Origin of the sequence: Massilia rhizosphaerae, assembly GCF_016093545.1 — a bacterium.
Lineage (GTDB): Bacteria > Pseudomonadota > Gammaproteobacteria > Burkholderiales > Burkholderiaceae_D > Telluria > Telluria rhizosphaerae.
In genome coordinates, this window is record NZ_JADKYX010000017.1 from 92,617 (window position 1) to 116,065 (window position 23,449).

General features: G+C 68.8%; 18 protein-coding genes and 1 tRNA gene. 11 read left to right on the forward strand and 8 right to left on the reverse strand.

Annotated elements, in window-relative coordinates:
- Window positions 1–232: 232 nt before the first annotated feature.
- The gene (gene aceA, locus ISF28_RS22190) at window positions 233–1,531 is read right to left on the reverse strand and encodes an isocitrate lyase (protein WP_198119348.1); all 1,299 of its coding nucleotides are present in this window, start codon (window positions 1,529–1,531) and stop codon (window positions 233–235) included.
- Window positions 1,532–2,061: 530 nt separating this feature from the next.
- Between aceA and ISF28_RS22195 the strand changes: the two genes are divergently transcribed.
- Window positions 2,062–2,640: an FxDxF family PEP-CTERM protein gene (locus tag ISF28_RS22195; protein ID WP_198119349.1), complete on the forward strand. Its 579-nt coding sequence runs from the start codon at window positions 2,062–2,064 to the stop codon at window positions 2,638–2,640.
- A gap of 76 nt (window positions 2,641–2,716) precedes the next feature.
- Here the strand turns inward: ISF28_RS22195 and clpB are convergent, their stop codons facing one another.
- Complete coding sequence (gene clpB / locus ISF28_RS22200) at window positions 2,717–5,341, reverse strand: ATP-dependent chaperone ClpB (protein WP_198119350.1); 2,625 nt, start codon at window positions 5,339–5,341, stop codon at window positions 2,717–2,719.
- Window positions 5,342–5,524: 183 nt separating this feature from the next.
- Between clpB and ISF28_RS22205 the strand changes: the two genes are divergently transcribed.
- On the forward strand, window positions 5,525–6,724 hold the full coding sequence (locus ISF28_RS22205) for a voltage-gated chloride channel family protein (protein WP_229519285.1): 1,200 nt from the start codon (window positions 5,525–5,527) through the stop codon (window positions 6,722–6,724).
- A gap of 4 nt (window positions 6,725–6,728) precedes the next feature.
- Here the strand turns inward: ISF28_RS22205 and yiaA are convergent, their stop codons facing one another.
- The 6 genes from yiaA to ISF28_RS22235 all read right to left on the reverse strand — a co-directional run bounded on the left by yiaA (window position 6,729) and on the right by ISF28_RS22235 (window position 12,959).
- Complete coding sequence (gene yiaA, locus ISF28_RS22210) at window positions 6,729–7,154, reverse strand: inner membrane protein YiaA (protein ID WP_198119352.1); 426 nt, start codon at window positions 7,152–7,154, stop codon at window positions 6,729–6,731.
- An 82-nt stretch (window positions 7,155–7,236) separates the two neighbouring features.
- Complete coding sequence (crcB, locus tag ISF28_RS22215) at window positions 7,237–7,620, reverse strand: fluoride efflux transporter CrcB (RefSeq protein ID WP_370663483.1); 384 nt, start codon at window positions 7,618–7,620, stop codon at window positions 7,237–7,239.
- On the reverse strand, window positions 7,605–8,093 hold the full coding sequence (moaE, locus tag ISF28_RS22220; RefSeq protein ID WP_370663484.1) for a molybdopterin synthase catalytic subunit MoaE: 489 nt from the start codon (window positions 8,091–8,093) through the stop codon (window positions 7,605–7,607). Before moaE ends, crcB begins: the two co-directional genes overlap by 16 nt.
- Complete coding sequence (locus tag ISF28_RS22225; RefSeq protein WP_198119353.1) at window positions 8,090–10,735, reverse strand: DUF349 domain-containing protein; 2,646 nt, start codon at window positions 10,733–10,735, stop codon at window positions 8,090–8,092. Before ISF28_RS22225 ends, moaE begins: the two co-directional genes overlap by 4 nt.
- Before the next feature lie 116 nt (window positions 10,736–10,851).
- Window positions 10,852–11,475 carry a hemerythrin domain-containing protein gene (locus ISF28_RS22230; protein WP_198119354.1) on the reverse strand — a complete coding sequence of 208 codons (624 nt, stop codon included), beginning with the start codon at window positions 11,473–11,475 and terminating at the stop codon, window positions 10,852–10,854.
- A 248-nt stretch (window positions 11,476–11,723) separates the two neighbouring features.
- On the reverse strand, window positions 11,724–12,959 hold the full coding sequence (locus ISF28_RS22235; RefSeq protein ID WP_198119355.1) for a winged helix-turn-helix domain-containing protein: 1,236 nt from the start codon (window positions 12,957–12,959) through the stop codon (window positions 11,724–11,726).
- Window positions 12,960–13,094: 135 nt separating this feature from the next.
- On the opposite strand from ISF28_RS22235, the gene ISF28_RS22240 reads away from it, so the two are divergent.
- The 9 genes from ISF28_RS22240 to ISF28_RS22280 all read left to right on the forward strand — a co-directional run bounded on the left by ISF28_RS22240 (window position 13,095) and on the right by ISF28_RS22280 (window position 23,437).
- A complete protein-coding gene (locus ISF28_RS22240) occupies window positions 13,095–14,372 on the forward strand; it encodes an exonuclease SbcCD subunit D C-terminal domain-containing protein (RefSeq protein ID WP_198119356.1) in 1,278 nt (425 codons plus the stop codon).
- The gene (locus ISF28_RS22245; protein WP_198119357.1) at window positions 14,369–18,208 is read left to right on the forward strand and encodes an AAA family ATPase; all 3,840 of its coding nucleotides are present in this window, start codon (window positions 14,369–14,371) and stop codon (window positions 18,206–18,208) included. The genes ISF28_RS22240 and ISF28_RS22245 overlap by 4 nt, the downstream gene beginning before the upstream one ends.
- A gap of 37 nt (window positions 18,209–18,245) precedes the next feature.
- Window positions 18,246–18,458: a hypothetical protein gene (locus ISF28_RS22250; RefSeq protein WP_198119358.1), complete on the forward strand. Its 213-nt coding sequence runs from the start codon at window positions 18,246–18,248 to the stop codon at window positions 18,456–18,458.
- Window positions 18,459–18,469: 11 nt separating this feature from the next.
- Window positions 18,470–19,627 (forward strand): methyltransferase, encoded by a 1,158-nt coding sequence (locus ISF28_RS22255; RefSeq protein WP_198119359.1) that lies wholly within the window; start codon window positions 18,470–18,472, stop codon window positions 19,625–19,627.
- 84 nt (window positions 19,628–19,711) lie between these two features.
- Window positions 19,712–19,788, forward strand: a tRNA-Met gene (locus ISF28_RS22260).
- 63 nt (window positions 19,789–19,851) lie between these two features.
- Window positions 19,852–20,121 (forward strand): hypothetical protein, encoded by a 270-nt coding sequence (locus ISF28_RS22265; RefSeq protein ID WP_198119360.1) that lies wholly within the window; start codon window positions 19,852–19,854, stop codon window positions 20,119–20,121.
- 53 nt (window positions 20,122–20,174) lie between these two features.
- Window positions 20,175–21,587 (forward strand): ATP-dependent RNA helicase DbpA, encoded by a 1,413-nt coding sequence (dbpA, locus tag ISF28_RS22270; protein WP_198119361.1) that lies wholly within the window; start codon window positions 20,175–20,177, stop codon window positions 21,585–21,587.
- Window positions 21,588–21,698: 111 nt separating this feature from the next.
- The gene (locus ISF28_RS22275; protein WP_198119362.1) at window positions 21,699–22,904 is read left to right on the forward strand and encodes a serine/threonine-protein kinase; all 1,206 of its coding nucleotides are present in this window, start codon (window positions 21,699–21,701) and stop codon (window positions 22,902–22,904) included.
- A 14-nt stretch (window positions 22,905–22,918) separates the two neighbouring features.
- Entirely contained in the window at window positions 22,919–23,437 is a 519-nt protein-coding gene (locus ISF28_RS22280) for a TssQ family T6SS-associated lipoprotein (RefSeq protein WP_198119363.1), read from the forward strand.
- Window positions 23,438–23,449: the final 12 nt, after the last annotated feature.

The following is a 23,449-nucleotide window of genomic DNA, read 5'->3' on the forward strand; positions in this document are numbered from 1 at the left end:
TTGGGGCAAGTTTACAGGCGAATCCGCCGGCTTTTCGCCAAGTGGCAGGACAACGCCGCGTTCAGCGACACGGTATATTGCCGATCAAAAATTGATCCGAAATTCGCTCTGACCCCGAATCCGGCGCAAAAAATGCTCTGACCCCGAATTTTGGGGGAGGCGAAAAAATGCCGCAGCGGCTTGTGGCCACTGCGGCAGACCATCGCGAGGATGGGTGGAGGATCGTTTCGGCTCAGGCGACTTTCTGTTGGTCGAAGAATTGTTCGTCTTCGGTGGAGCCGTGCAGCGCCGTCGTCGAGCTCTGGTGCTGCTGGATGGTCTGGGTCACGGCGTCGAAATAGCCGGTGCCCACTTCGCGCTGGTGCTTGACGGCCGTGAAGCCTTTGTCGGCGGCGGAGAATTCCGCTTCCTGCAACTCGACGAAGGCCGACATGCCGCGGCGCGCATAGCCATGCGCCAGGTTGAACATGCTGTAGTTCAGCGCGTGGAAGCCGGCCAGCGTGATGAACTGGAATTTATAGCCCATCGCGCCCAGCTCTTTCTGGAACTTGGCGATCGTCGCATCGTCCAGGTTTTTCTTCCAGTTGAACGACGGCGAGCAGTTATATGCGAGCATCTTGCCCGGGAATTTCGCGTGGATGGCGTCGGCGAAGCGCTTGGCGAATTCCAGGTCCGGCTTGCCCGTCTCGCACCACACGAGATCGGCGTACGGGGCATACGCCAACCCGCGCGCGATCGCCTGGTCGACACCCGGCTTGACGCGGAAGAAGCCTTCGACCGTGCGTTCGCCCGTGCAGAACGGCTGGTCGTTCGCGTCGACGTCGGCCGTCAGCAGATCGGCCGCTTCGGCGTCCGTGCGGGCGACGAGGATCGTCGGCGTGCCCATCACGTCGGCCGCCAGGCGGGCCGCGGTCAGCTTCTCGACGGCTTCGCGGGTCGGCACGAGGACCTTGCCCCCCATGTGGCCGCATTTCTTGACGGACGCCAGCTGGTCCTCGAAGTGCACGCCGGCGGCGCCCGCTTCGATCATGGACTTCATCAGTTCGAAGGCGTTCAGCACGCCGCCGAAGCCCGCTTCGGCATCGGCCACGATCGGCGCGAAGTAATCGATGTCGTCCTTGCCTTCCGACCACTGGATCTGGTCGGCGCGCTGGAACGTGTTGTTGATCCGCTTGACGACCATCGGCACCGAATTGGCGGGATACAGCGACTGGTCCGGATACATCTCGCCGGCCAGGTTGGCGTCGCCGGCGACTTGCCAGCCCGACAGGTAGATGGCTTTCAGGCCGGCCTTGACCTGCTGCATGGCCTGGTTGCCCGTCAGCGCGCCGAGGGCGTTCACGTACGGCTCGTTGTTGATCAGGTCCCACAGCTTCTCGGCGCCGCGCCGCGCCAACGTATGTTCGATCTGCACGGAACCGCGCAGCCGCACGACATCTTCCGCGGTGTAGTTGCGGACGATACCTTTCCAGCGCGCGTTCGACTCCCAATCCTGTTGCAGGGCGGCGATTTGCTGTTCACGAGTTGCCATGGCGATCTCCTGATAGAAAAGACGAGGTTGGACAGTGATTCCGTTAGAAACATCATAACGCCGATTGTGCGCAGCACCAATACTCTTATATAAGACATATGACGATTTTTAAGCATATAAAAATCAGCCACTTACGAATTTAATTCCATGATACGAAAACAAATTTCTTAAAATGAAAACACGTCGACTCGGCGCTCTTGTGCGCTTTTCACATCTGCGAACAGATTTTCACGATGCGGAATGCACGACAAAGTTTCCGATAGGCACGTCGTCCATGCTGCCGCAAATTCCGCAGCCTTGTTTGATGAGGCTGCGCCGCGATGCCGAAGAGAATCATTAATGACGACATTCATCAATCGAGCGACACATTCGCCCGGCTCAGCCGTTGTTACAAACGATGCGTTAGACGGCTAACAGAGCCATATCGCCCCCGCCTCTACGCTTGCGGCACGGATGTCATCCGTATGTACCCGGCAGTCTCGCAGGACGCGAGCTGTCGGGTTCTTAACGATGCGTGGAGAAGGAAACACATGAAATTGCTCATCCGCACTACCCTGCTGGCCGCGCTGCTGGGCGCCGCCACACTCGGCTCGGCCCAGGCCGGCACACTGACATTCCAGGGCGTGGACTTCACGTCGTCCTGGTCCGGCAACGTGCTGACCCTGCAGATCGACGCCGCCGATCCCACCGGAAGCTGGACCGGCGCCGCCTCGCTGGGCGCCCTGCAATTCAAGGACCTCGGCAGCTTCGACAGCGTGTCGCTCACCGCCGCGCCCAAGGGCGCGTCGAACTGGACGCTGTCCAGCAACGAGTTGAGCGCGAACGGCTGCACCGGCGGCAGCCATGCCGGCGCCTCCCTCTGTCTCTCGGGCGCGCCCATCGCGCTGACGGACGATATGGTTTTCCAGTTCGCCTTTTCCGGAGGCGACCCGAATCCCGTCGCACCCCAGCTCAAGGTGAACATGCTCGGCCTGGACGGCGGCCGCAAGGTCGGCAGCCTGATGGGCGAGCATCTCCCCGTCGCCGCCGTGCCCGAACCGCAGACGTACGCGATGATGCTCGGCGGCCTCGGCCTGCTCGGCCTGATGGCGCGCCGCCGCAAGGGCTGACACACGGCCGCGCAAACACGAAAAAAAACGCCCTGCCGGCGCTTGCCGGCAGGGCGTTTCCGTTTCCAACAGGCGATTACTTCGCCAGCTCGACGGCCGGTTCCTCGCCGAACACCAGCTGGCCGCCGCGCACGCCGACCCGGATCGTATCCTTCGGGCCGAAGCGGCCGGCCAGGATTTCCTTCGACAGCGGATTCTCGATCTGCTGCTGGATCGCGCGCTTGAGCGGACGGGCACCGTACACCGGATCGAAGCCCGCTTCCGCGATCTTCTGCAGGGCCTCCTCGCTGATGTCGAGCGACATTTCCATCTTCTCGAGGCGCTGCTCCAGGTTCTTCAGCTGGATCTGCGCGATCGCGCCGATGTTCTTCTCGTCGAGCGCATGGAACACGACGATCTCGTCGATGCGGTTGATGAACTCGGGGCGGAAATGTCCGCGCACCTCGGCCATCACGGCCAGCTTCACGACGGCCGGATCGTCGCTGTCCATCGACTGGATCTTGTGCGAACCCAGGTTCGACGTCATCACGATCACGGTGTTCTTGAAGTCCACCGTGCGGCCCTGGCCATCCGTCATGCGGCCGTCGTCGAGCGCCTGCAGCAGGACGTTGAACACGTCCGGATGCGCCTTCTCGATCTCGTCCAGCAGGATCACGCTGTACGGCTTGCGGCGCACGGCTTCCGTCAGGTAACCGCCCTCCTCGTAGCCGACATAGCCCGGCGGCGCGCCGATCAGGCGGGCCACGGAATGCTTCTCCATGAACTCGCTCATGTCGATGCGGATCAGCGCGTCCTGCGTATCGAACAGGAAGTTCGCCAGGGCCTTGCACAATTCCGTCTTGCCGACGCCGGTCGGGCCCAGGAACATGAACGAGCCGTACGGGCGGTTCGGATCGGAAAGGCCCGCGCGCGAGCGCCGGATCGCATCGGACACGGCCTCGATCGCCTCGTCCTGGCCCACGACGCGCTCATGCAGCTTCTCTTCGATGTGCAGCAGCTTGTCGCGTTCGCCCTGCATCATGCGCGCCACGGGGATGCCGGTCGCGCGCGACACGACTTCCGCGATTTCCTCGGCGCCGACCTGCGTGCGCAGCAGCCGCGGCCGCATATTCTCTTCCTTGTCCGCGTCTTCCGCGTGATGGCCGGAAGCCTCCGCATCCTTCAACTGCTTCTCCAGCTCGGGCAACCGGCCGTACTGCAGCTCCGACACTTGCTGCCAATTGCTCTGGCGCTTCGCCTCGTCCATCTGCAAGCGGATACGCTCGATCTCTTCCTTGATGTGCGTCGTGCCCTGCACGGCCGCCTTCTCGGACTTGAGGATTTCGTCGTAGTCGGCGTACTCGCGCTCCAGGCGGGCGATCTCTTCATTGATCAGCTCGAGACGGCGTTGTGACCCCTCGTCCGTTTCCTTCTTGACAGCTTCGCGCTCGATCTTCAGCTGGATCAGGCGGCGGTCGAGCTTGTCCATGACTTCCGGCTTGGAGTCGATCTCGATCTTGATCTTCGAGGCAGCCTCGTCGATCAGGTCGATGGCCTTGTCCGGCAGGAAGCGGTCCGTGATGTAGCGGTGCGACAGCTCGGCCGCGGCGATGATCGCCGGGTCCGTGATCTCGACCTTGTGGTGCAGCTCGTACTTTTCCTGCAGGCCGCGCAGGATGGCGATGGTCGCCTCCACGCTCGGCTCGTCGACGAGGATCTTCTGGAAGCGGCGCTCCAGCGCGGCGTCCTTCTCGACGTACTTGCGGTACTCGTCCAGAGTGGTCGCGCCGATGCAGTGCAGTTCGCCGCGCGCCAGTGCGGGCTTGAGCATATTGCCCGCGTCCATCGCGCCTTCGGCCTTGCCGGCGCCGACCATCGTGTGGATCTCGTCGATGAAGACGATCGTCATGCCCTCGTCGTGCGCCAGCTCCTTGAGCACGGATTTCAGGCGCTCCTCGAACTCGCCGCGGAACTTGGCGCCGGCCAGCAGCGCCGCCATATCGAGCGACAGCACGCGCTTGCCCTTCAGCGAATCGGGCACCTCGCCGTTGACGATCCGCTGTGCCAGACCCTCCACGATGGCGGTCTTGCCGACGCCGGGTTCGCCGATCAGCACGGGGTTGTTCTTGGTGCGGCGCTGCAAGACCTGGATGGCGCGGCGAATCTCGTCGTCGCGGCCGATCACGGGGTCGAGCTTGCCGCTGCGGGCACGTTCCGTCAGGTCGAGCGTATATTTCTTGAGGGCTTCGCGCTGTCCTTCCGCGTCCTGCGAATTCACGGATTCGCCGCCGCGCACGGCCTGGATGGCGGATTCCAGTGCCTTGCGGGCGAGACCGTTCTCGCGCGCGAGACGGCCGGCCTCGGACTTGTCTTCCGTAAAGGCCAGCAGCACCATCTCGCTCGACAGGAACTGGTCGCCGCGCTTTTGCGATTCGCGGTCGGCCAGGTTCAGCAGCGAGACGAGCTCGCGCCCCACCTGCACGTCGCCGCCCGTGCCCGACACCTTGGGCAGGCGGTCGAAGGCCGAGCGCAGCGCCGTCTGCAGGCTGCCCACGTTGACGCCGGCGCGCTGCAGCAGCGAGCGCGCGCTGCCGTCGCTCTGGCCCAGCAGCGCGGCCAGCAGGTGGACCGGCTCGATATATTGGTTGTCGTTGCCGACCGCCAGGCTTTGCGCATCGGCAAGGGCTTCCTGGAGCTTGGTCGTCAATTTATCTTGTCGCATATTCTCGGTCCCTGGTTGTTGGGTTGGATTTCGGATTGACACACAGTTAGGGATGCCGTAACGACTTTTCAAGATGTGAACACGCGGCTGTCGGTCATTTAAAGTTGCTGCGATAAAATAATCAGCATGGGCCCATCCTTTTTATCCAGACACTTCCACGAACAGCTGCGCCTGCTGCCATACATGGCGAAGTGGCTGCTGCTCGCCCTTGCCGTCGGGCTGCTCGCCGGCTCCGCGTCCGCCTTCTTCCTGTTCGGCCTCGAGTGGGCGACGGCCACGCGCATCGCCCACCGCTGGCTGATCGCCCTACTGCCGCTGGCCGGATGCGCCGTCGGCTGGCTGTACCTGCGCTTCGGCAGCGCCGTGGAAGCGGGCAACAACCTGCTGATCGACGAGATCCACGACCCGAAAAAAGTCATTCCGTTGCGCATGGCGCCGCTCGTGCTGGGCGGCACGGTGGTCTCGCATCTGTTCGGCGCCTCCGTCGGGCGCGAGGGCACGGCCGTGCAGATGGGCGGCGCGCTCGCGGACCAGCTCACGCACGTGTTCCGGCTGCACCACGAAGACCGGCGCATCGTCCTGATGGCGGGCATCAGCGCGGGCTTCGCCTCCGTGTTCGGCACGCCGCTGGCGGGCGCCATCTTCGGCCTGGAAGTCCTCGCGATCGGGCGGCTGCGCTACGACGCCCTGCTCGCCTGCCTCGTGGCCGCGGTGGCCGGCGACCAGGTCTGCCTGCTGTGGAACGCCGTGCTTGGCATCCACCACACCCATTACGCCATCGCCGCCGTGCCGGCGCTGGCCCTGTGGCCCCTGCTGGCCGTCGCCATCGCCGGCGCCTTGTTCGGCCTCGTCGGCAAGCTGTTCGCGGATTGCACCCACGCGCTGTCGGGCTGGATGAAGCGGCGCGTCCCGTACGGCCCGCTGCGTCCGCTGCTGGGCGGCAGCGTCGTCGCGGCCGCCGCGCTGGTGTTCGGCGCGGACCGCTACATCGGCCTGGGCATCCCGACCATCCAGGCCGCGTTCGCCGCGCCGCTGGCGCCGTGGGACTTCGCCGGCAAGATGGTCTTCACCATTGCGTCGCTGGGCAGCGGCTTCAAGGGAGGCGAAGTGACGCCGCTGTTCTACATCGGCGCCACCCTCGGCAATGCGCTGGCGCCGCTGCTGCACGTGCCTTTTGCCCTGCTGGCGGGCGTCGGCTTCGTCGCGGTGTTCGCGGGCGCGGCCAACACGCCGATCGCGTCGACGTTGATGGCCGTGGAATTGTTTGGCGCGGAGGTGGGCGTGTACGCGGCCGTCGGGTGCGTGCTGGCCTACCTGTTTTCCGGCCACACGGGCATTTACCGGGCCCAGCGCATCGGCCAGGCCAAGCCGGGCAAGTCGTGACGGATCAGGCTTGCTGCGCCACCGGCGGCTCGCCCGCCGCGGCCAGGTCGCGCACGTTCTTTTGCACGGCCACGATGGCGAACAGGGTCAGTACGAACGACATCGCATAAAAACCTTTTTCGCTGGGCATCAGCGACGCATTCCACAGGCCGATCGTCAGCAGGCAGATGGACGCGATCAACGACGTCCAGCACAGCCCCACGTACAGCCCCGTCACCGGCAGGCCCTCGGCGCGGTCGCGCAAGGTCTTTTGCAGCGACACGGCGGCAAAGCAGCCATACAGCAGGATGGTGAAGTAATACCCTTTTTCGTTGAGCTGCATCTCCGCGTTCCACAGGCCGGTGAGATAGGCGAGGATGCCGACGATCATGGCGGTCCAGGATGCGCCGACGAAGGCGGGGCTCGGGCGTGAAGACGTGTGCAGGGTCATGGCGATCTCCAATCGATGAAAACTAGAACTTTGCCAGATTGCAACGCCAGCACTTTGCGCGCAAGCGAACACCGTGAAAGTATCAGCCGATGGCACGCCAGGTGGCATATCCCGCGACACAGCAGCCGATCGAGCCCAGCACGTGCACGGCCGAATGCCCCAGCGCCCAACCGTAATGGCCCCGCTGCAGCAGCACCATCGCTTCGCCGGAAAAACTGGAAAACGTCGTCAAGCCGCCGAGGAAACCCGTGATGATGAACAAACGCCAGACGGGGGACAATGCCGGCGACGTGTCGAAGAACCCGAGCGCCAGCCCGATCAGGTAGCCGCCGACGAGGTTGGCGACGAGCGTGCCCAGCTGGATGTGGGCATGAAGCTGGCCGAGCAGGATGGTCAGCCCCCAGCGCAGCCAGGCACCGAGGGCCGCCCCGACGGCGACCGCGATCCAGCTCAGCGGGTGGCCCACTTGGCCCGGGCCGTGTCGTCCGTCACACGCGCGTCGACCCAGCGCGCACCGTTCGGCGTCTGTTCCTTCTTCCAGAACGGCGCGTCCGTCTTGAGGTAATCCATGATGAATTCGCAGGCCGCGAACGCCTCGCCACGGTGGGCGGCCGTGCAGGCGACGAGGACGATCTGGTCCAGCGGCCGCATCGGGCCGATGCGGTGGACGACGAGGACGCCGTACAACGGCCAGCGCGCGCGCGCCTGAGCGACGATATCCTGCAGCGCGCGCTCCGTCATGCCCGGATAATGCTCCAGCTCGAGCTCGGCCACGTCGTCGCCGTCGTTCATGTCGCGCACGGTGCCGACGAAGCTGACGACGGCGCCCACGCGCGCATCGCCCGCGCGCAGGCGTGCGATCTCGGCGCTCAGGTCGAAGTCGGCGCTCTCGACCCGGATGTCCGTCGTCTCTTGTAAGTCCGTCGTCTCTTGCTTCACTTGCCCTCCTTCGCCACACGCAGCGCGAGCTGCTCGATACGGGACGCCGTGCGCGCGTCGACGAGCGCCGGCAGCGCGCACAGGTCGCGCAACTGGGCCCCCGTGCCGTCCTGCGCGCCGCGGCCGCCGTGGCCGCCATGGCCGGATTTCAACGACGATTGCAGCACTTCGACCTGCAGCTTCAGGCGCTCGCGCGCGAACTCCGGACCGCTGTCGATGCCGGCGCCGATTTCCAGGCGCAGCAGGTCGTGCAACAGCCTGTCGCGATTGGCTTCCAGCCGACTCGCGTAGGCCGTCCTGTCTTCGGGACTGCCGCGCAGCGCGGCCAGTGCGGCGTCGAAACGGGTGCGCAGGGTGCGTTCCATCTCGGCGTCGAGCGCGGGCAAGGCGGTCCAGCGGGCTTCCCAGTCGACGTCGGCCGTGCCGGCGGACGCGACGGCCTGCTCCAGTTCCTGCACGAGGCGCAGCTTGTCGCGCAGCATCCCCGCCTGGGCGACGCCGGCCGCGCGGCGGGCCTGGTCAACCTGCTGCTGCACGAGCGCCACGGCCGCGTGGTAGCGCTTTTCGACGCGGGCCTCGTGGGCGCGCGGCACGGGCCCGATCGCCTGCCATTCCGCCTGCGCCTCGCGCAGCAGCTTGCCGGCCGTGGCCGGAGTGACGCCCGGCGCCGCCGCTTCCAGGCGCGCGCTGATCGCTTCCTTGGCGGCCTCGTGGGCGCGACGCTCGATGTCGGCCTCGTGCATGGTCTCCTTGCGGCGCTGGAACACGTCGTCGCAGACGGCGCGGAAGCGCTGCCACAACGCCTGCTCGCTCTTGCGTTCGAGCGGCAGCGCGCGCGCGTGCTCCTGCCAGCGCTGCTGCAGTGCCCGCATCGTGTCGATCGCGTGGCGGTCGTGCGGGTCGATCGCGGCCGCTTCCTCGATGATCGCCTCGCGCTCGGACACTTCGGCCTTGCGCTGCTCTTCGAGCGGCCGCTGCAGCGTGTTCAGCGCGTCCGTGAACAGCGCATCCAGGCGTTTCTTTTCCTTGCGGTCGATAGCGCCCAGGTGGCTCCACGCGAGGCGCAGCCGCTGCACCGTGCCCGCCACGTGCTTCCACTCGGCGCTGCCGTCGCGCAGCCGCGCGATCTCGGTCTGGGCTTCCTCGACCAGGGCCTGGCCCCGCGCCGCGTTCGCATGCCGCTCGTCGGCCAGGTGGCGGAAGTGGGCCGCGGCCGGCGCATACGCGGCCGTGCAGGCGGCATCGAAACGCTCCCACAGGCTCTTGGGCGCGGCGCCGGACAGGCTGTCGAGCGCCTTCCAGCGGTCGCGCATGCTGCCGACCTTCTTGGCCAGCTCGCTCATTGCCAGGTTTTGCGTGGGCAAGGCCTCGACCGTCTTGATGAGTTCTTCGCGCGACACGTTGCCGCCCCAGCGGGCCCAGTCGGACAGGCGCTTGAGCTCGGCCCGCAAATGGGCCAGGCGGTCGGACTGCGCGGACGTCAGGCGCATGCCCTTCTCGCGCGCTTCCTTCAAGATCTTGTCGTGCTCGGCGGCGGCGCCCAGCGAACCTTGCTGCAGGGCCGCCTCCATCGCATCCATCGTGTCGATGAAATGCTGGTCCGCGCCGCGCGGCTTGTTGTCCTTGTTGTCTTTGCCGGCCGCCTTGCCGCCGTCATGGGCGGCGGTGCGCTCGGGCCGGGGTTCGCGCGCCTCTTTCGGCTTGCGCGGCTCCGCTTGCGGCAGCGAGGCCAGCAGCGCATCGAAGCGGCGCTGCAGTTCGGCCGCCTGGTCGTCCTGGGGCGGATGCGGCAGGGCTTTCCATTCGCGCCGCAATGTCTCTGCGTTCAGTTCGGCAACGGGTTTCGCCTGCTCGGCGTCGAGAAACGCGGCGCGGGCGGCCAGCGCGGCCTGGCCCGCTTCCTGCACCTGCAAGCCGGCCCGCAGCTTCTGCATCTCGGCCGTGAATTCCGCCACGAGGGTGCGCGGCAGCGACGGATGCTCGGGCGAGCGCAGGGCCTCGTCCTGTTCCTGCGTCAGCGCGTCCAGACGCTGCGCGAGTTCGCCGGCCGGCAACCCGCTCGCCCCCAACTGGCGCAACGCGGCCACGCGGTCGATCATGGCGCGCTGCAGGACCACCTGCGCTTCCAGGCGGCGGGCCAGGGCAGCGCGGGCCGTCTGGAACGCGGCGTCGAGCTCGGGCGCGGCGATCACGGACCATTTACGGTCCAGGTCGGCCACGTGGTTCGGGGTCAGCAAGGCGTCCTTGAGGAGGGATTCGGCGTGCTCGACGGCAGCCTCGGCGCGCCGATGCTCGGCCTCGCGGTGCCGGTGCGCATCGAGGCGCGACTGCATCAACTTGGCGACGCGGCGATCCGTATTGCGCATCGCGGTATGGACACGCTCGAGCTGCTCCGGACTGTGCACGAACTCGGCGGCGGACAGCCGCAGTTCGGAAAATTCGCATTGGAGGATGAATTCCGCGGCGGCGGCCTCGTCATCCCCGAGCCGGCTCAGCTTTTCAGCCTGGGCCGCACGCTGTGGATTGGACGCGTGCGCGGCGGCGGGCGCGGACAGCTCCGCGTGCGCCCCCGCCTGCGCTTCCTGCCCGGCCGGCTTGTCGCCAGGCTTGTCGCCCGGCCGCTTGAATAGGAACTCGAACATGATGAAATCGCACTTCCAAAATCGCCATCATAGCAAAGAACCCTGATGGCCCCGTAACGCCAGCCCTGAGCGTGCGAGCACGATGTTCGTCCATACCCATTTTGAATATCAGTGGGTCAGTGGGCTACCGTCAATGTCGCGTGCCGTCGTCCGAACTCCGGCTGCAGCGGATCGTGCCCGTGCACCGTCTGGCCCGCGTGCCCGATCAGCGTGTGGCGCAGGCGGCGCGCATCGCCGCGGCGCTCCTGCGCATAGGTATCGTGGGCGAGCATCTGGTGGGCGATCGCGAACCAGGCATCGCCGCCGACCGCGGCGCGCGCCAGCGGGAACAACTCGTGCTCCTCGCGCTCGAGCCGGCTGCGCAGCGCCGCCACGCAGCGTTCGACGGCGTCGCAGAACACGTCGCGCGGCACCGGATGGTCGGCCGCGCCGACGCAGGCTTGGGCCGCGGCCATCGCGGCGCCCGCCTGGCCGCTGAGGCGTTCGAGTTCCTCCAGCAAGCCGTCGGCCGCCGCCGTGCTGCGGCGCAGGGCCGGCACGAGGAATTTGTCGAGCTTGCGCCAATGACAGTTGTCGTAGGCCTGGCGCAGCGTGGTGCACAACTGGGCAGCCCGCCCGGCGGCCAGCGTGCTGAAGTCGCCCGGCAGCGCGCCCAGTTCGTCGAGCAGCGACTGCAGGGCTGCGCGCATGGTCGTCTGTTCGACGGACAGGGCGACGAGGGTATAAGTCGATGTCAGCATTCGGTCTCCACCTTTTCTCACGAGTGAGTTCCGTTCCGTCGCAAATCGACCGTCCGCATGCAGGCGCGGCGCGATGCAGTTTCCGTGGGAACGTTGTTGACAGGCCTGGGGTGCGTACGGGCATCGACGTGCCCTCTGTTTGTCATCGGCCTGAAGGAAGGTCTAGTGTAAGGAGGCCGGCCGGGTACCTGTTTGATCTATCACAAACGGTCCCCAGCCCTTGCGGAATGCCGATCCGGCGCCGGACGTCAGGCCGCGTCCGCCAGTGTCTGGCCCAGCGCGGCGGCCAGCGGCGCCGCGATGGCGGCCGGCGCCGCATGCGTGAGCACGACCTGCGGGCAGCCATGCCAGCGCGCGCAGCGGGACAATGCGGCGGCCAGGTCGCGCACGAAGCGGTCGCTGACGCGCGCGCCCGGCTCCAGCACGAGCGATTTCAGCTCGAACACGCCGGCCCGGCGATGCGCCTTGGCGTCGACGCGGCCGACGAGCGAGCCGCGGCGCAGCAGCGGCAGGGTGAAGTAGCCGTAGCGCCGCTTCTCGGCCGGCGTATAGCATTCCAGGCGGTAGTCGAAGCCGAACAGGTCGAGCGCCCGGCGGCGGTCCCACACGATCGGATCGAACGGCGACAACACGCTGGTGAGCGTGGGCTGCAGGCCGCCCTGCACGGCCTGGTCGAGCAGCCCGGCGTGGTCCGGATGGACGTACACGGGCTCCTTCCACCCGTCGACGCGGGCGCGCAGCAGCAGGCCCTCGTCGGCCAGCGCCTGCGGATCGAGGTGCGGCGGCTTCGTGCGGTGGTAGTCCGGGATCCAGGCAGCCTTCGCCACGCCCAGCGCGCGCACGGCCCGCAGCACGTACCGGCGCCGCGTCTCCGCGGACGACGGCATGTTCGCGTCGCTCCAGCCCGGCAGCACGCGCTCGGCCAGGTCGTACACGCGGTGAAACTGCTGGCGCCGGGCGATCATCAGCTGCCCCGTCGTGAACAAGACCTCCAGCGCACGCTTTTCCGGCTTCCATTCCCACCAGCCGCCGGCCTTGCCGTCCGTGCGTTCGAAATCGGCCGAGCGTGCCGGCCCATTGGCGCGGATGTGGGCCAGCACGCGCTCGACTTCGTCGCGATGCGACGCCAGCCACGTCCCCGCGTACTTCCAGCCGAGCGAGCCGGGATCGACCATCCGGTGCCGGTACAGGCCGTAATCCTCGATCGGGATGAAGCACGCCTCGTGGGCCCAGTACTCGAACAGCTTCCCTTCGGCCAGCAACTGGTCGAGCCAGTCCGGATCGTAGTCGCCCAGGCGGCTCCACAGCACGAGATAGGGGCTGCGCGCGACGACGCTGATGGTGTCGATCTGCAACACGCCCATGCGCCGGATCGCGGCCAGCACATCGTCCTTCGTGGCGCGGGCGCGCCTGGCCTGCAGCATGCCCTGGGCCGCCAGGTGAAGGTTTCTGGCGACAGCGGGCGTCAAAATTGGTTCGCTCATCCGCACATTCTAGTGTCATCCGATCAACATTTGTACAGGTCGACGCGAAAAAGTACTGGTTTTTTTTACAGTATCGCGCCGTCTGCGCTATAGTTGGCGCCCTGGCTCATCACTGTTGCTGACTTTCTAACGACCATGCGGCTGCTGCACACATCGGACTGGCACCTCGGCCAGACACTGCACAATTTCGACCGGACCCACGAGCACCAGTGCTTCCTCGACTGGCTGCTCGACACGATCGTCGCCGAGGAAGCGGACGCCCTCCTGATCGCGGGCGACGTGTTCGACAACTCGAACCCGTCCGCCGCCTCGCAGCGCCAGTTGTACCGCTTCCTGCAGCAGGCGCGGGCGCGCGCGCCGCAGCTGGACATCGTCGTCATCGCGGGCAACCACGATTCGCCGGGCCGGCTCGAAGCGCCGGGGCCGCTGCTGGAAGCGCACGGCACCCGCGTCGTCGGCCACGTCGTGCGCGACGCCGCCGGCAACATCGACCTGGAGCGATTCATCGTGCCGCTGGCCGGCAAGGACGGCGACGTCGAAGCCTGGTGCGTGGCGATCCCGTTCCTGCGGCCGGGCGACGTGCCGCGCGTGACGCCGGCCGCCGACGCCGGCGCCGAGGACGCGTTCGACGCCTACCTGGCCGGCATCCGGCTGCTCTACCGCCACGCGTACGAACTGGCCCGCGCCCGCGCCGGGGCCGGCCAGGCGATCGTCGCGATGGGCCATTGCCACATGGTCGGCGGCGACGCGTCGCCGGATTCCGAGCGGCGCATCGTGATCGGCGGCACCGAGGCCCTGCACGCCTCGATGTTCGACCCGGACATTGCCTACGCCGCGCTGGGTCACCTGCACCTGGCGCAGTGCGTGGGCGGGCAGGACCGCCTGCGCTACAGCGGCAGTCCCCTCCCCCTGTCGTTCGCCGAGGTCGGCTACAAGCACCAGGTGCTGCGCATCGACCTGGACGGCGCGCGCGCCGCCGCCATCGAACCGCTGCACGTGCCGCGCGCCGTCGAGCTGTTGCGCGTGCCGGCCAGCCCGGCGCCCGTCAAGCAGGCGATTGCGGAACTGGTCGGCCTCGACCTGCCGGACCGGCCGCGCGAGGACTGGCCGTATCTGGAAGTGCGGGTGCTGCTGGACGCGCCCGAACCGGGCCTGCGCGCCCAGGTCGAGGCCGCGCTGGAAGGCAAGCCCGTGCGCCTGGCGAAAATCGAGCCGACGCGCCGCGTCGCGACGGCGCCCGGGGTGGAGCCGGCGCTGAGCCTGGACCAGCTCGCGCAACTGCAGCCGGACGACATCTTCCGCCGCCTGTGGCAACAGCGTTTCGGGACGGATGCGCCGGACGACCAGCTTGCGGCATTCGCCGAACTGCTGCTGCCCGCGGAAGGCGCGGCCAAGAACCGGGAGGCAGCATGAAGATCCTGCGCATCGGCGGCAAGAACCTCGCGTCGCTGGCCGGCGAATTCGAAGTCGATTTCGAGAGCGAACCGCTGGCGACGGCCGGCCTGTTCGCGATCAGCGGCCCGACCGGCGCCGGCAAGAGCACCCTGCTGGACGCCTTGTGCCTGGCCCTGTACGACGCGACGCCGCGGCTCATCAAGGGACCGCGCGTGGGCAACTACCTGCCCGACGTGGGCGACGAGACCTTGTCCGTGGCCGACCGCCGCACCTTGATGCGGCGCGGTACGGCCGACGCGTTCGCCGAAGTGGATTTCGTCGGCAACGACGAGCAGCGCTACCGCGCGCGCTGGAGCGTGCGCCGCTCGCGCAACCGCGCCGCAGGCGCGCTGCAGCCGTCCACGATGAGCTTGCAGCAACTGCCCGGCCTGCAGCCGCTGGGCGGCACCAAGACCGAGGTGCTGGCCGAGGTCGAACGCCGCATCGGCCTGTCGTTCGAACAGTTCACGCGTTCCGTGCTGCTGGCGCAGAACGAGTTCTCCGCCTTTCTCCGCACCGACGACAACGAGCGCGGCGAACTGCTCGAGACGCTCACCGGCGGCGCCGTCTACAGCGACATCTCGCGCCGCGCCTACGAACGCTGGCGTCTGGAACAGGAAGCGATGCGCCGCCTGACGGCGCGCCTGCAGGACCAGGCGCCGCTGGGTCCGGACGCGCGGACCGAGCTCGACACCGGCCACGCCGCCGCGCAAGCCGCGCTGACGGCGGCCGAAGCGCGCCGCGCCGGCCTCGAGCGGCAGTTGCGGTGGCACCAGGAACTGGACCGCCTGCGCGCGGCCGAAGCCCAGGCGGACGGCACGCTGGGGCGGGCCCGCGCCGACGTCGACGCGGCGTCCGAACGCCGGCGCCGCCTGGCCACGCTGGATGCCGTGCAGCCCGCGCGCGCCCTCGTGGCCGACCTGAACCGCCTGGCCGGCGAACAACGCCAGGTGCAGGCGCAACTGGCCGCCGGCGAACACGACCTGGCGCGCGCCCTCGACGCCCAGCAGCAGGCCGCGCGCGGACTGATGGAGGCCGAGCGCAAGCTGGAAGCGGCCGAGGACGCGCAGCGCGCGGCCGCACCGCAACTGGACCGCGCGAAAGCCCTCGACGCCACGCTGGAGACGCTGGCCCCCGCCCACGCCAAGGCCAGAGCAAACGCGGACGGCGTGCGCACGGAGGCCGGCCAGGCGCAGGCGGCCCTGCAGGCCAAGGCGACGGAACTGCAAGCCAGCCGGCGCGCCTTGCACGACACGGGCACATGGCTCGCCGCGCACCAGGCTCACGAGGTGCTCGCCACGCAATGGACGCGCTGGGACCAGCGCCTCGCGCAAGCCGAGCAGGCCGCGCGCCAGGATGCGTCCGGCCGCGAGGCGCTGGACGCGGCCAGGGCCGGCGCCGAACAGGCGGCCGCCATGGCCCAGCGCACGGCGCATGCGCTGGCCTCGTCGACTGAACTGCTGGACGTGCGCGAGGCCGCGCGCCGGCAGGCCGTCGACGCGCTGAACGGCATCGACGGCGACGCCCTGCGCACGGAACGGCGCGCGCTCGACAAGCGGCGCGAACACCTCGCCTCGCTCGACCACACTTGGCAGGCGCTGCGCACGAACCGCGGCCGCCTGGCCGAGCTGGACGCGCAGACGACCCAAGCCAACGAGGCGCGTGCGGGCGCCCAGGACGGTCTCGACGCCGCGCGCGCGGCCGGCATCGCGCTGGACGCCGCCGTGGCCCAGGCCGAACGCATGCTCAAGGCGGCCCAGCTGGCCTGCGCCGACGGCGTCGAACAACTGCGTGCCACCCTCGTCGACGGCGACGCCTGCCCCGTGTGCGGCGGCACCGAACATCCTTACCGCCACCAGGACGACCGGCTCCACGCCGTGCTGGACGAGCTGTCGGCCGAACTGGCCGCGCGCCGCGCCGACCAGCGCGCCAACGTCGACCGACAAGCCGGCCACCGTGCCGCGCTCGACGCGGCCGGCGAGCGGCTGGCGGCGCTGGCGCGGGAGCGCGACGCGCTGGCCGCCGCGCTCGCCCAACTGGACGACGAATGGGCCGACAACCCGCTCGCGGCCGAGACGCCCGGCGAGGACGGCGGCGGCGACGCGCGCGGCCGCTGGCTGGCGGCCGAACTGGCGGCGCTGCGCACGTCCTACGCCGGCCTGGAGTCGCGCGACGCCGACCTGCGCCGCGCCGAACTGGCGCGCGATGCCGCCCAGCAGGCGTGGGACCAGGCGCACCGCGAACACGCGCGCCTGCTCGACGCGACCCACACGGCCCAGGGCACGCTGGCCCGGCTGGACGCCGAGATCGCGGCGCTGGCCGCCCGGCGCGAGGCGGCCGCCGCGGCGCTGTCCGACCTGCTGGCGGAGCTGGACCCCGTGCTGGCCGAGGCATGCGGCGACGGCTGGCAAGGCCACTGGCAACGCGATCCGGCCGCGTGGCGCGAGGCGCGCGCGCAGGAAGCCCGCGAATGGAACGACCAGGCGGCGCGCCAGGCGCGGCTGCAGGGCGCCATCGGCACGCTCGACGCCGAACACGCCGCGCTGGCCGAACGCGTGGAGCACGCGCGCCAACGCCTGGCCGAGACGGACGCCGAATTCGCCCGCCTGGACGCGGAACTGGCCGCGCGCCGCGCCGAGCGCGCGACGCTGTTCGACGGCCGTGCCGCGCGCGACGTCGAGCAATTACTGGCGTCCGCCGTGAGCGCCGCGCGCGACGCGCTGAACGCGTGCCAGGCCGCGAGCCTGCAGGCGGCCCAGTCGGAAGCGCGGGTGCGCGCGGCCCAGGCCCAGGCCGCGGCCCGCATCACGGACCTGCAAGGCGAATTGGCCGACGCCAGTGAGCGCCTCGCGCAATGGATCCACGATTTCGACGGCAGCGACCCGGCGCTGGAAAACGTGGCCAACGAACAGCAGCTGGCCGCCCTGCTCCAGGTCGGCGCCGCGTGGATCGCCCAGGAACGCGCGGCCCTGCAGGAGCTGGACACGGCCGTGCGCCAGGCGACGGCCGTGCTGGACGAACGCCGCACGCAGCGCGAGCAGCACGAACGCCTGCGCGAGGACGCGGTGCCGGCGCAGGCGCAGGCGGACGGTGGACAAGCGGACGCCGACGCGCCCGCCGCCGCGCAAGCAATGGCGCAGGACGTCGATTCCGTCGCCGCCGCGCTGGGGCGCGCCCAGGCCGAGCGCGATGCCGCGCACGAGGCCGCCGCCGGCCTGGCCATGCGCATCCGCGAGGACGACCAGCGCCGCGAGCGGGCACGGGCTATGATGGCCGAGATCGAACGCCAGCGCGCCATCGAGGACCGGTGGGCCAAGCTGGCGGAGCTGATCGGCTCGGCGGACGGCAAGAAATTCCGCAACTACGCCCAGCAATTCACGCTCGACGTCCTGCTCGGCTATGCCAACACCCACCTGGCCCAGCTGGCGCGGCGCTACCGGCTGGAACGTGTCGCCAGCTCGGCCGGCCCGTCGCTGGCGCTGATGGTGCGCGACCAGGACATGGGCGGCGAGGTGCGCTCGGTGAACTCGCTGTCCGGCGGCGAATCGTTCCTCGTGTCGCTGGCGCTCGCGCTGGGCCTGGCGTCGCTGTCGTCGAACCGCGTGAAGGTGGAATCGCTGTTCATCGACGAGGGATTCGGCAGCCTGGACAGCGATACGCTGGGCGTCGCGATGGATGCGCTGGACGCGCTGCAGTCGCTGGGCCGCAAGGTGGGCGTCATCTCGCACGTGCAGGAGATGACGGAGCGGATCGCCACCAAGGTGCTCGTCCGGCCCGCCGGGGGCGGCAGCAGCGCCGTGACCGTGCAATGCTAAAATGCGCGCCTTCCATTGACCCGTCCTCCTTTTCATCATGTCCAAACCCGCCCGCTTCCTGACCTTCAAGTGCGCCAAATGCGCCAAGCCGGTCAAGGTCACGCTGCAGAAAGTGTCCGCCTGCTCGCACATCCAGCCCTACCAGGGCATCTGCGAGTGCGGCGAGATCAAGCGCCACGCGACCGGCAATCCGGATGCCGTGAAATCCTACGTCGAGTCGAACGAACTCCACTGGCATCACCACCACTGATCGGAACGGCGATGACGACTCCCGACGGCGCGGCGCGCATCCACTGGATCGAACACGGCGAGGAACGCTCGGCGCACTGGCGCTCGGAAAGCGGCTGGCCGGCGCCCAGGAAGGTCGTGGCGGCCGACGACACGATGAGCGCCGATACGGCCTGGCGCCTCGCGCTGGACGGCACTGCCCTCCTGTGGCGCGGCGATTTCCAGAATGCGCGCCAGCTGCTGCAGGCGCTCATGCGCCGCGTCGACCACAAAGGCCCGCGCGCCAAACGCGCCAAGGCCGGCAAGGCCGCGGCGTCGCTCACCGAACAATTCCACCGCCACCGCCTCGCGCAGCTGCAGCGCGCGCGTACGCTGGCGATGCTCCTGATCCCGTTCGATGCCGGCCACGCCATCCCGCTGCGCCGCGCGCCCGACGTGCGCGAAGCCTGCACGGAAGCGTACGGAGCGGCGGCGGAACCGTATGTCGCGTCGCTGCGCGAACTGCTGGGCGTCATCGGCGCGCACGAATGGCGGCGCAAGGGCGTGTTCATCCCGGCCCTGGACGAACGCATCCACCCTTGGTACGGCGTGTTCTCGCCCGTGCGGGGCGAATACGTCGAGCTCGTCGCGCAGGCGCCGTTGTCGACAAACGCCAAGCTGGCGTTCGACATCGGCGCCGGCACCGGGGTGCTGTCGGCCGTGCTCGCGCACCGCGGCCTGCAGGGCGTGCTCGCCTCCGACATGGACGAGCGCGCACTCGGCTGCGCGCGTGAGAACGTCGAGCGTCTCGGCCTCGGCGGGCAGGTCGAAGTCGTGCGCGCCGATCTCTATCCCGAGGGGCGCGCCGACCTCGTCGTCTGCAATCCGCCCTGGCTGCCGGGCAAGCCCAGTTCCGCCATCGAATACGCCATCTACGATCCGGACAGCCGCATGCTCAAGGGCTTCCTCGCCGGCTTGAAGGACCATCTGCGCGACGGCGGCGAAGGTTGGCTCATCCTGTCCGACCTGGCCGAGCACCTGGGGCTGCGTTCGCGCGATCAATTGCTCGGCTGGATAAGCGATGCGGGCCTCGACGTCGCCGGCCGTCACGACATCCGTCCCACGCACGCCAAGGCCAGCGATCCCGACGATCCGCTCGCGGCGGCGCGCATGGCCGAGGTGACGTCGCTGTGGCGGCTGCGCCCCGCGTGAACGCGGCGCCGGCACCGGCCGCGGGGAGGACAGTCAAGCCGATTTGCGCTTCGGCGCCGATCCGGTTAAAATAGCGTTCTCAGACGCGGGGTGGAGCAGTCTGGCAGCTCGTCGGGCTCATAACCCGAAGGTCACAGGTTCAAATCCTGTCCCCGCAACCAAATACCGTAACAACAAGCCCGACTCTTGCAGCCGGGCTTTTGTTTTCTGGGCCAGCGCAGCGCATGAGAGACAAGAAAGACAACGCGACCTTCGACCTGCCCGGCTTCGAGCCGGCACCGCATGGCGATACCGCCGCTGTCTCCGCCGCCGTCGCACCCGATGCATCCGCCGTCCCGGCAGCCAAGCGCCCCCGCGCGCGGCGCACGGGGCAGAAACAGGAACAGTTGATGCTGCTGGACCTGGAAGGCACGGATGCGACCGGTCTGCCGGCCTGGAAACACGATCCGAATCTCGACCTGACCGGCTTGCCCATCTGGGAGCCAGCGGCCTGAGCGGCACGCCGCCCGTCGCGGCAAACCAACCGCCGCGCTGCGCGGCCGACGACATGTCCGACACCGCCTTTTCCTCGCTGCCGCTGGCAGCCCCCTTCCTGGCCAACCTCGACCAGCTCGGCTACAAGCAGATGACGCCCGTGCAGGCCGCCACGCTGCCGCTCGCGCTCGAAGGCCGCGACCTGATCGCCCAGGCGAAGACGGGCAGCGGCAAGACGGCCGCGTTCGGCATCGGCATGCTGCTCAAGCTGAACCCGACGCTGTTCGCCGTGCAAGGACTCGTCATGTGTCCGACGCGCGAACTGGCCGACCAGGTCGCGCACGAACTGCGCCGGCTGGCGCGCGGCATCGGCAACGTCAAGGTCGTCGTGCTGACGGGCGGCATCTCGATGCGTCCGCAGATCGCGACACTCGAATTCGGCGCGCACATCGTCGTCGGCACGCCGGGCCGCATCCGCGATCACCTGCAGCGCCGCACGCTCGACCTCGCGCGCCTGCGCACCCTCGTGCTGGACGAGGCCGACCGCATGACGGACATGGGGTTCTACGACGAGATCGCCGCGATCGTGCGCGCCTGCCCCGCGCACCGCCAGACCCTGCTGTTCTCCGCAACGTATCCGGACGACATCCGCGCCGCCACCGCGCGCTTCCTTCGCGATCCGCTCGAGGTCGCGGTCGACACGGCGCATGCGCCGGCCCGCATCGAGCAGCGCTTCTACGAGATCGGCTTCGACGGCCGCATCGACGCCGTGGCCCGGCTGCTGCGGCACCACCGCCCCGGCTCCGCGATCGCGTTCTGCAACACGAAGGCGCGCTGCCGCGAAGTGGCCGACGCCCTGCGCGAGCTCGGCTTTTCGGCGCTGGCGCTGTACGGCGAGATGGAACAGCGCGACCGCGACGAGACGCTCGTGCGCTTTGCCAACCGCAGTTGCGCGGTACTCGTCGCGACCGACGTGGCGGCGCGCGGCATCGACATCGCCGGGCTGGAAGCCGTCATCAACGTCGACGTGTCCAAGGACCCGGAAGTGCACGTGCACCGCGTCGGCCGGACGGGACGCGCGGGCGCGACGGGACTGGCGCTGTCGCTGTGCGCGCCGAACGAAAAGCGCTGGGTCCGGCTGATCGAGGAGGCGCAGGGTTTCACGGCCGAGTGGCATGCCCTCGCCGAGCTCACGGTCGACGACGACGCACCGGCCGAACCGGCGCCGATGGTCACGCTGTGCGTGTCCGGCGGCAAGAAGGACAAGCTGCGCCCCGGCGACCTGCTCGGCGCGCTGACGGGCGACGCGGGCCTGACGAAGGAACAGGTCGGCAAGATCCACATCTTCGAATTCGTCAGCTACGTCGCGCTCGACCGCGGCGTCGCGCAGCAGGCGTTCGCGCGGCTGAACGGCGGCAATCCGCTGGGTCCGGACTTCGGCGCCTTCAAGGGCCGCAACTTCAAGATGCGTTTCATCGAGGACTGAGCGCGGCGCCGCCAAATGTAACATTTGTAACAGGCGCGCACGGTTGAGCAGAGCGCGGGGCATGGGTCCTGCAAATCTGGCATGATTTTGCCAAGCCCATGCCTTAGCAAAATGACCAGCCTAACTTCCATCGGACCGGACCAGCAGCACCTCGAAGGCCGCACCGTCAGGGACATCGTCGAATACAGTCCCGAACAGGTCAACGAAGTCTGGTGCCGCAAGATCTTCCGCCAGATCCTGCAGTCGCTCGAACTGCAGTACGCCATGCACATGCCGCATCGCGCCATCACGCCCGACACGATCGTGTTCCACGACAACGGCGAGCCGCTGCTGATCCCCTCCGACGTCGGCCCGCCCGACGCGCACGAAGCCGAGGACCTGAATGCGCTGGCACGCATCGTCCACTACGCCATCACGCGCGAACTCGCCCCCACCGGTCCGCTGGAAGGCCGCGCGGAAGGCTACAGCGAATCGCTCGTCAAGGCGGTGGACCGCTGCATGGATCCCGATCCGGCGCGCCGTCCGCACAGCATCGGGGAGTTGCGCGACCTGCTGGGCATCGTCCCGCTCGGCCCGCCCGTCGGCGCCGCCGTGGCGTCGCACATGACGCCGCCACCGCACGACGTCGAGCCGCGGCCCGTGGTGGCCGCCCCACGCCACGCCGAGGTCGACGTCGGCGCGGATCCGCCGCCGTTCATGGAGACCGCCGAACGGCCGCGCCGGGCCTTCGGCCTCAGCCGCTGGCAACGGTGGGCCGTCGCGGCGGGCGGCGGCGCCGTCCTCGTCGCGCTGGCGCTCGCCATGTTCGCCGAGATGCGCGATTCCGGCTCGTTCGACCACATCGTCCTGACCTTGCCGCAGCAGGGCGACGGGACGCGCGCCGGCCAGGACATGGCGCCCACGTCCTCGGGCCAGACGGGCGGCGCGGCGGCCGGCACGACGGACAGCAGCGCAGCCTATGCCACGCCGGAGCCGGCCCTGCCCGCCGCCGGCACATCCACGGAAACGGCCGCGCCCGCGCCTGCCGCCGGCGCGCAAGACCACCCGGCAACGGCCGGCCGCCTGCCGGGCGTCGTCGTGACGCCGAACGGCAATCTGTACAAGCTGCAGATCCAGCCGTGGGGCGTCGTGTACGTGGACGGCGTCGACCGTGGCGTCAGCCCGCCCGTCAAGCGCCTCACGCTGACGCCGGGCCGCCACGCGATCCGCGTGACAAACCCGAACTTCCACGACCGCATGCTCGAGGTCGACACGGCGAGCGGCGACGGCGTGATCACCGTCGACTTCAACAACGAACCCCGCGCCGAACCCCGATGACCGTCCGGAGACCGATGAATATCCAGCGCCCCGCCCGTCCCCTCGTCCACGTCGCGCTGCTGGCCGTCACGGCCGCGCTGCTCGGCGGTTGCGCCAACTTTCCCCTGTTCGACAGGAAACCGGCACGCAATCCCAACCACCCCAAGGCAGTGACGGCGGTGGAGCGGGAAGCGCCGCCGCCACGCGAAGCGCCGCCGCGGCCCAGGGAAAGGCCGCACGAACGCGAGGAAACGCCCGCGCCCAACGCGGGCCTGCAGGAAGGCATCCGGCTGTACAACGACGGCGACTTCAACGGCGCGATCCGGCGCCTGTCCGCGCGCGACGTCAACAACGGCCCGCTCGCCACGCGCCTGACGGCGTTGAAATACCTGGCGTTCAGCTATTGCGTGACGTCGCGGCCGGGTCCGTGCCGCCAGGCATTCGATCGGGCGCTGCGCCTCGATCCGTCGTTCGACCTGGCGCCGGGCGAACACGGCCACCCGCTGTGGGGCCCCGTCTTCACCAAGGCCAAGCAGGCGGCCGCGGCGCGCTGACGCCACTGCGTC

What these genes read in the sequence shown, in the direction of transcription:
- aceA (WP_198119348.1), bottom strand. Translation starts at nt 1,531, where the DNA reads ATGGCAACTCGTGAACAGCAAATCGCCGCCCTGCAACAGGATTGGGAG.
- ISF28_RS22195 (WP_198119349.1), top strand. Translation starts at nt 2,062, where the DNA reads ATGAAATTGCTCATCCGCACTACCCTGCTGGCCGCGCTGCTGGGCGCC.
- clpB (WP_198119350.1), bottom strand. Translation starts at nt 5,341, where the DNA reads ATGCGACAAGATAAATTGACGACCAAGCTCCAGGAAGCCCTTGCCGAT.
- ISF28_RS22205 (WP_229519285.1), top strand. Translation starts at nt 5,525, where the DNA reads ATGGCGAAGTGGCTGCTGCTCGCCCTTGCCGTCGGGCTGCTCGCCGGC.
- yiaA (WP_198119352.1), bottom strand. Translation starts at nt 7,154, where the DNA reads ATGACCCTGCACACGTCTTCACGCCCGAGCCCCGCCTTCGTCGGCGCA.
- ISF28_RS22225 (WP_198119353.1), bottom strand. Translation starts at nt 10,735, where the DNA reads ATGTTCGAGTTCCTATTCAAGCGGCCGGGCGACAAGCCTGGCGACAAG.
- ISF28_RS22230 (WP_198119354.1), bottom strand. Translation starts at nt 11,475, where the DNA reads ATGCTGACATCGACTTATACCCTCGTCGCCCTGTCCGTCGAACAGACG.
- ISF28_RS22235 (WP_198119355.1), bottom strand. Translation starts at nt 12,959, where the DNA reads ATGAGCGAACCAATTTTGACGCCCGCTGTCGCCAGAAACCTTCACCTG.
- ISF28_RS22240 (WP_198119356.1), top strand. Translation starts at nt 13,095, where the DNA reads ATGCGGCTGCTGCACACATCGGACTGGCACCTCGGCCAGACACTGCAC.
- ISF28_RS22245 (WP_198119357.1), top strand. Translation starts at nt 14,369, where the DNA reads ATGAAGATCCTGCGCATCGGCGGCAAGAACCTCGCGTCGCTGGCCGGC.
- ISF28_RS22250 (WP_198119358.1), top strand. Translation starts at nt 18,246, where the DNA reads ATGTCCAAACCCGCCCGCTTCCTGACCTTCAAGTGCGCCAAATGCGCC.
- ISF28_RS22255 (WP_198119359.1), top strand. Translation starts at nt 18,470, where the DNA reads ATGACGACTCCCGACGGCGCGGCGCGCATCCACTGGATCGAACACGGC.
- ISF28_RS22265 (WP_198119360.1), top strand. Translation starts at nt 19,852, where the DNA reads ATGAGAGACAAGAAAGACAACGCGACCTTCGACCTGCCCGGCTTCGAG.
- dbpA (WP_198119361.1), top strand. Translation starts at nt 20,175, where the DNA reads ATGTCCGACACCGCCTTTTCCTCGCTGCCGCTGGCAGCCCCCTTCCTG.
- ISF28_RS22275 (WP_198119362.1), top strand. Translation starts at nt 21,699, where the DNA reads ATGACCAGCCTAACTTCCATCGGACCGGACCAGCAGCACCTCGAAGGC.
- ISF28_RS22280 (WP_198119363.1), top strand. Translation starts at nt 22,919, where the DNA reads ATGAATATCCAGCGCCCCGCCCGTCCCCTCGTCCACGTCGCGCTGCTG.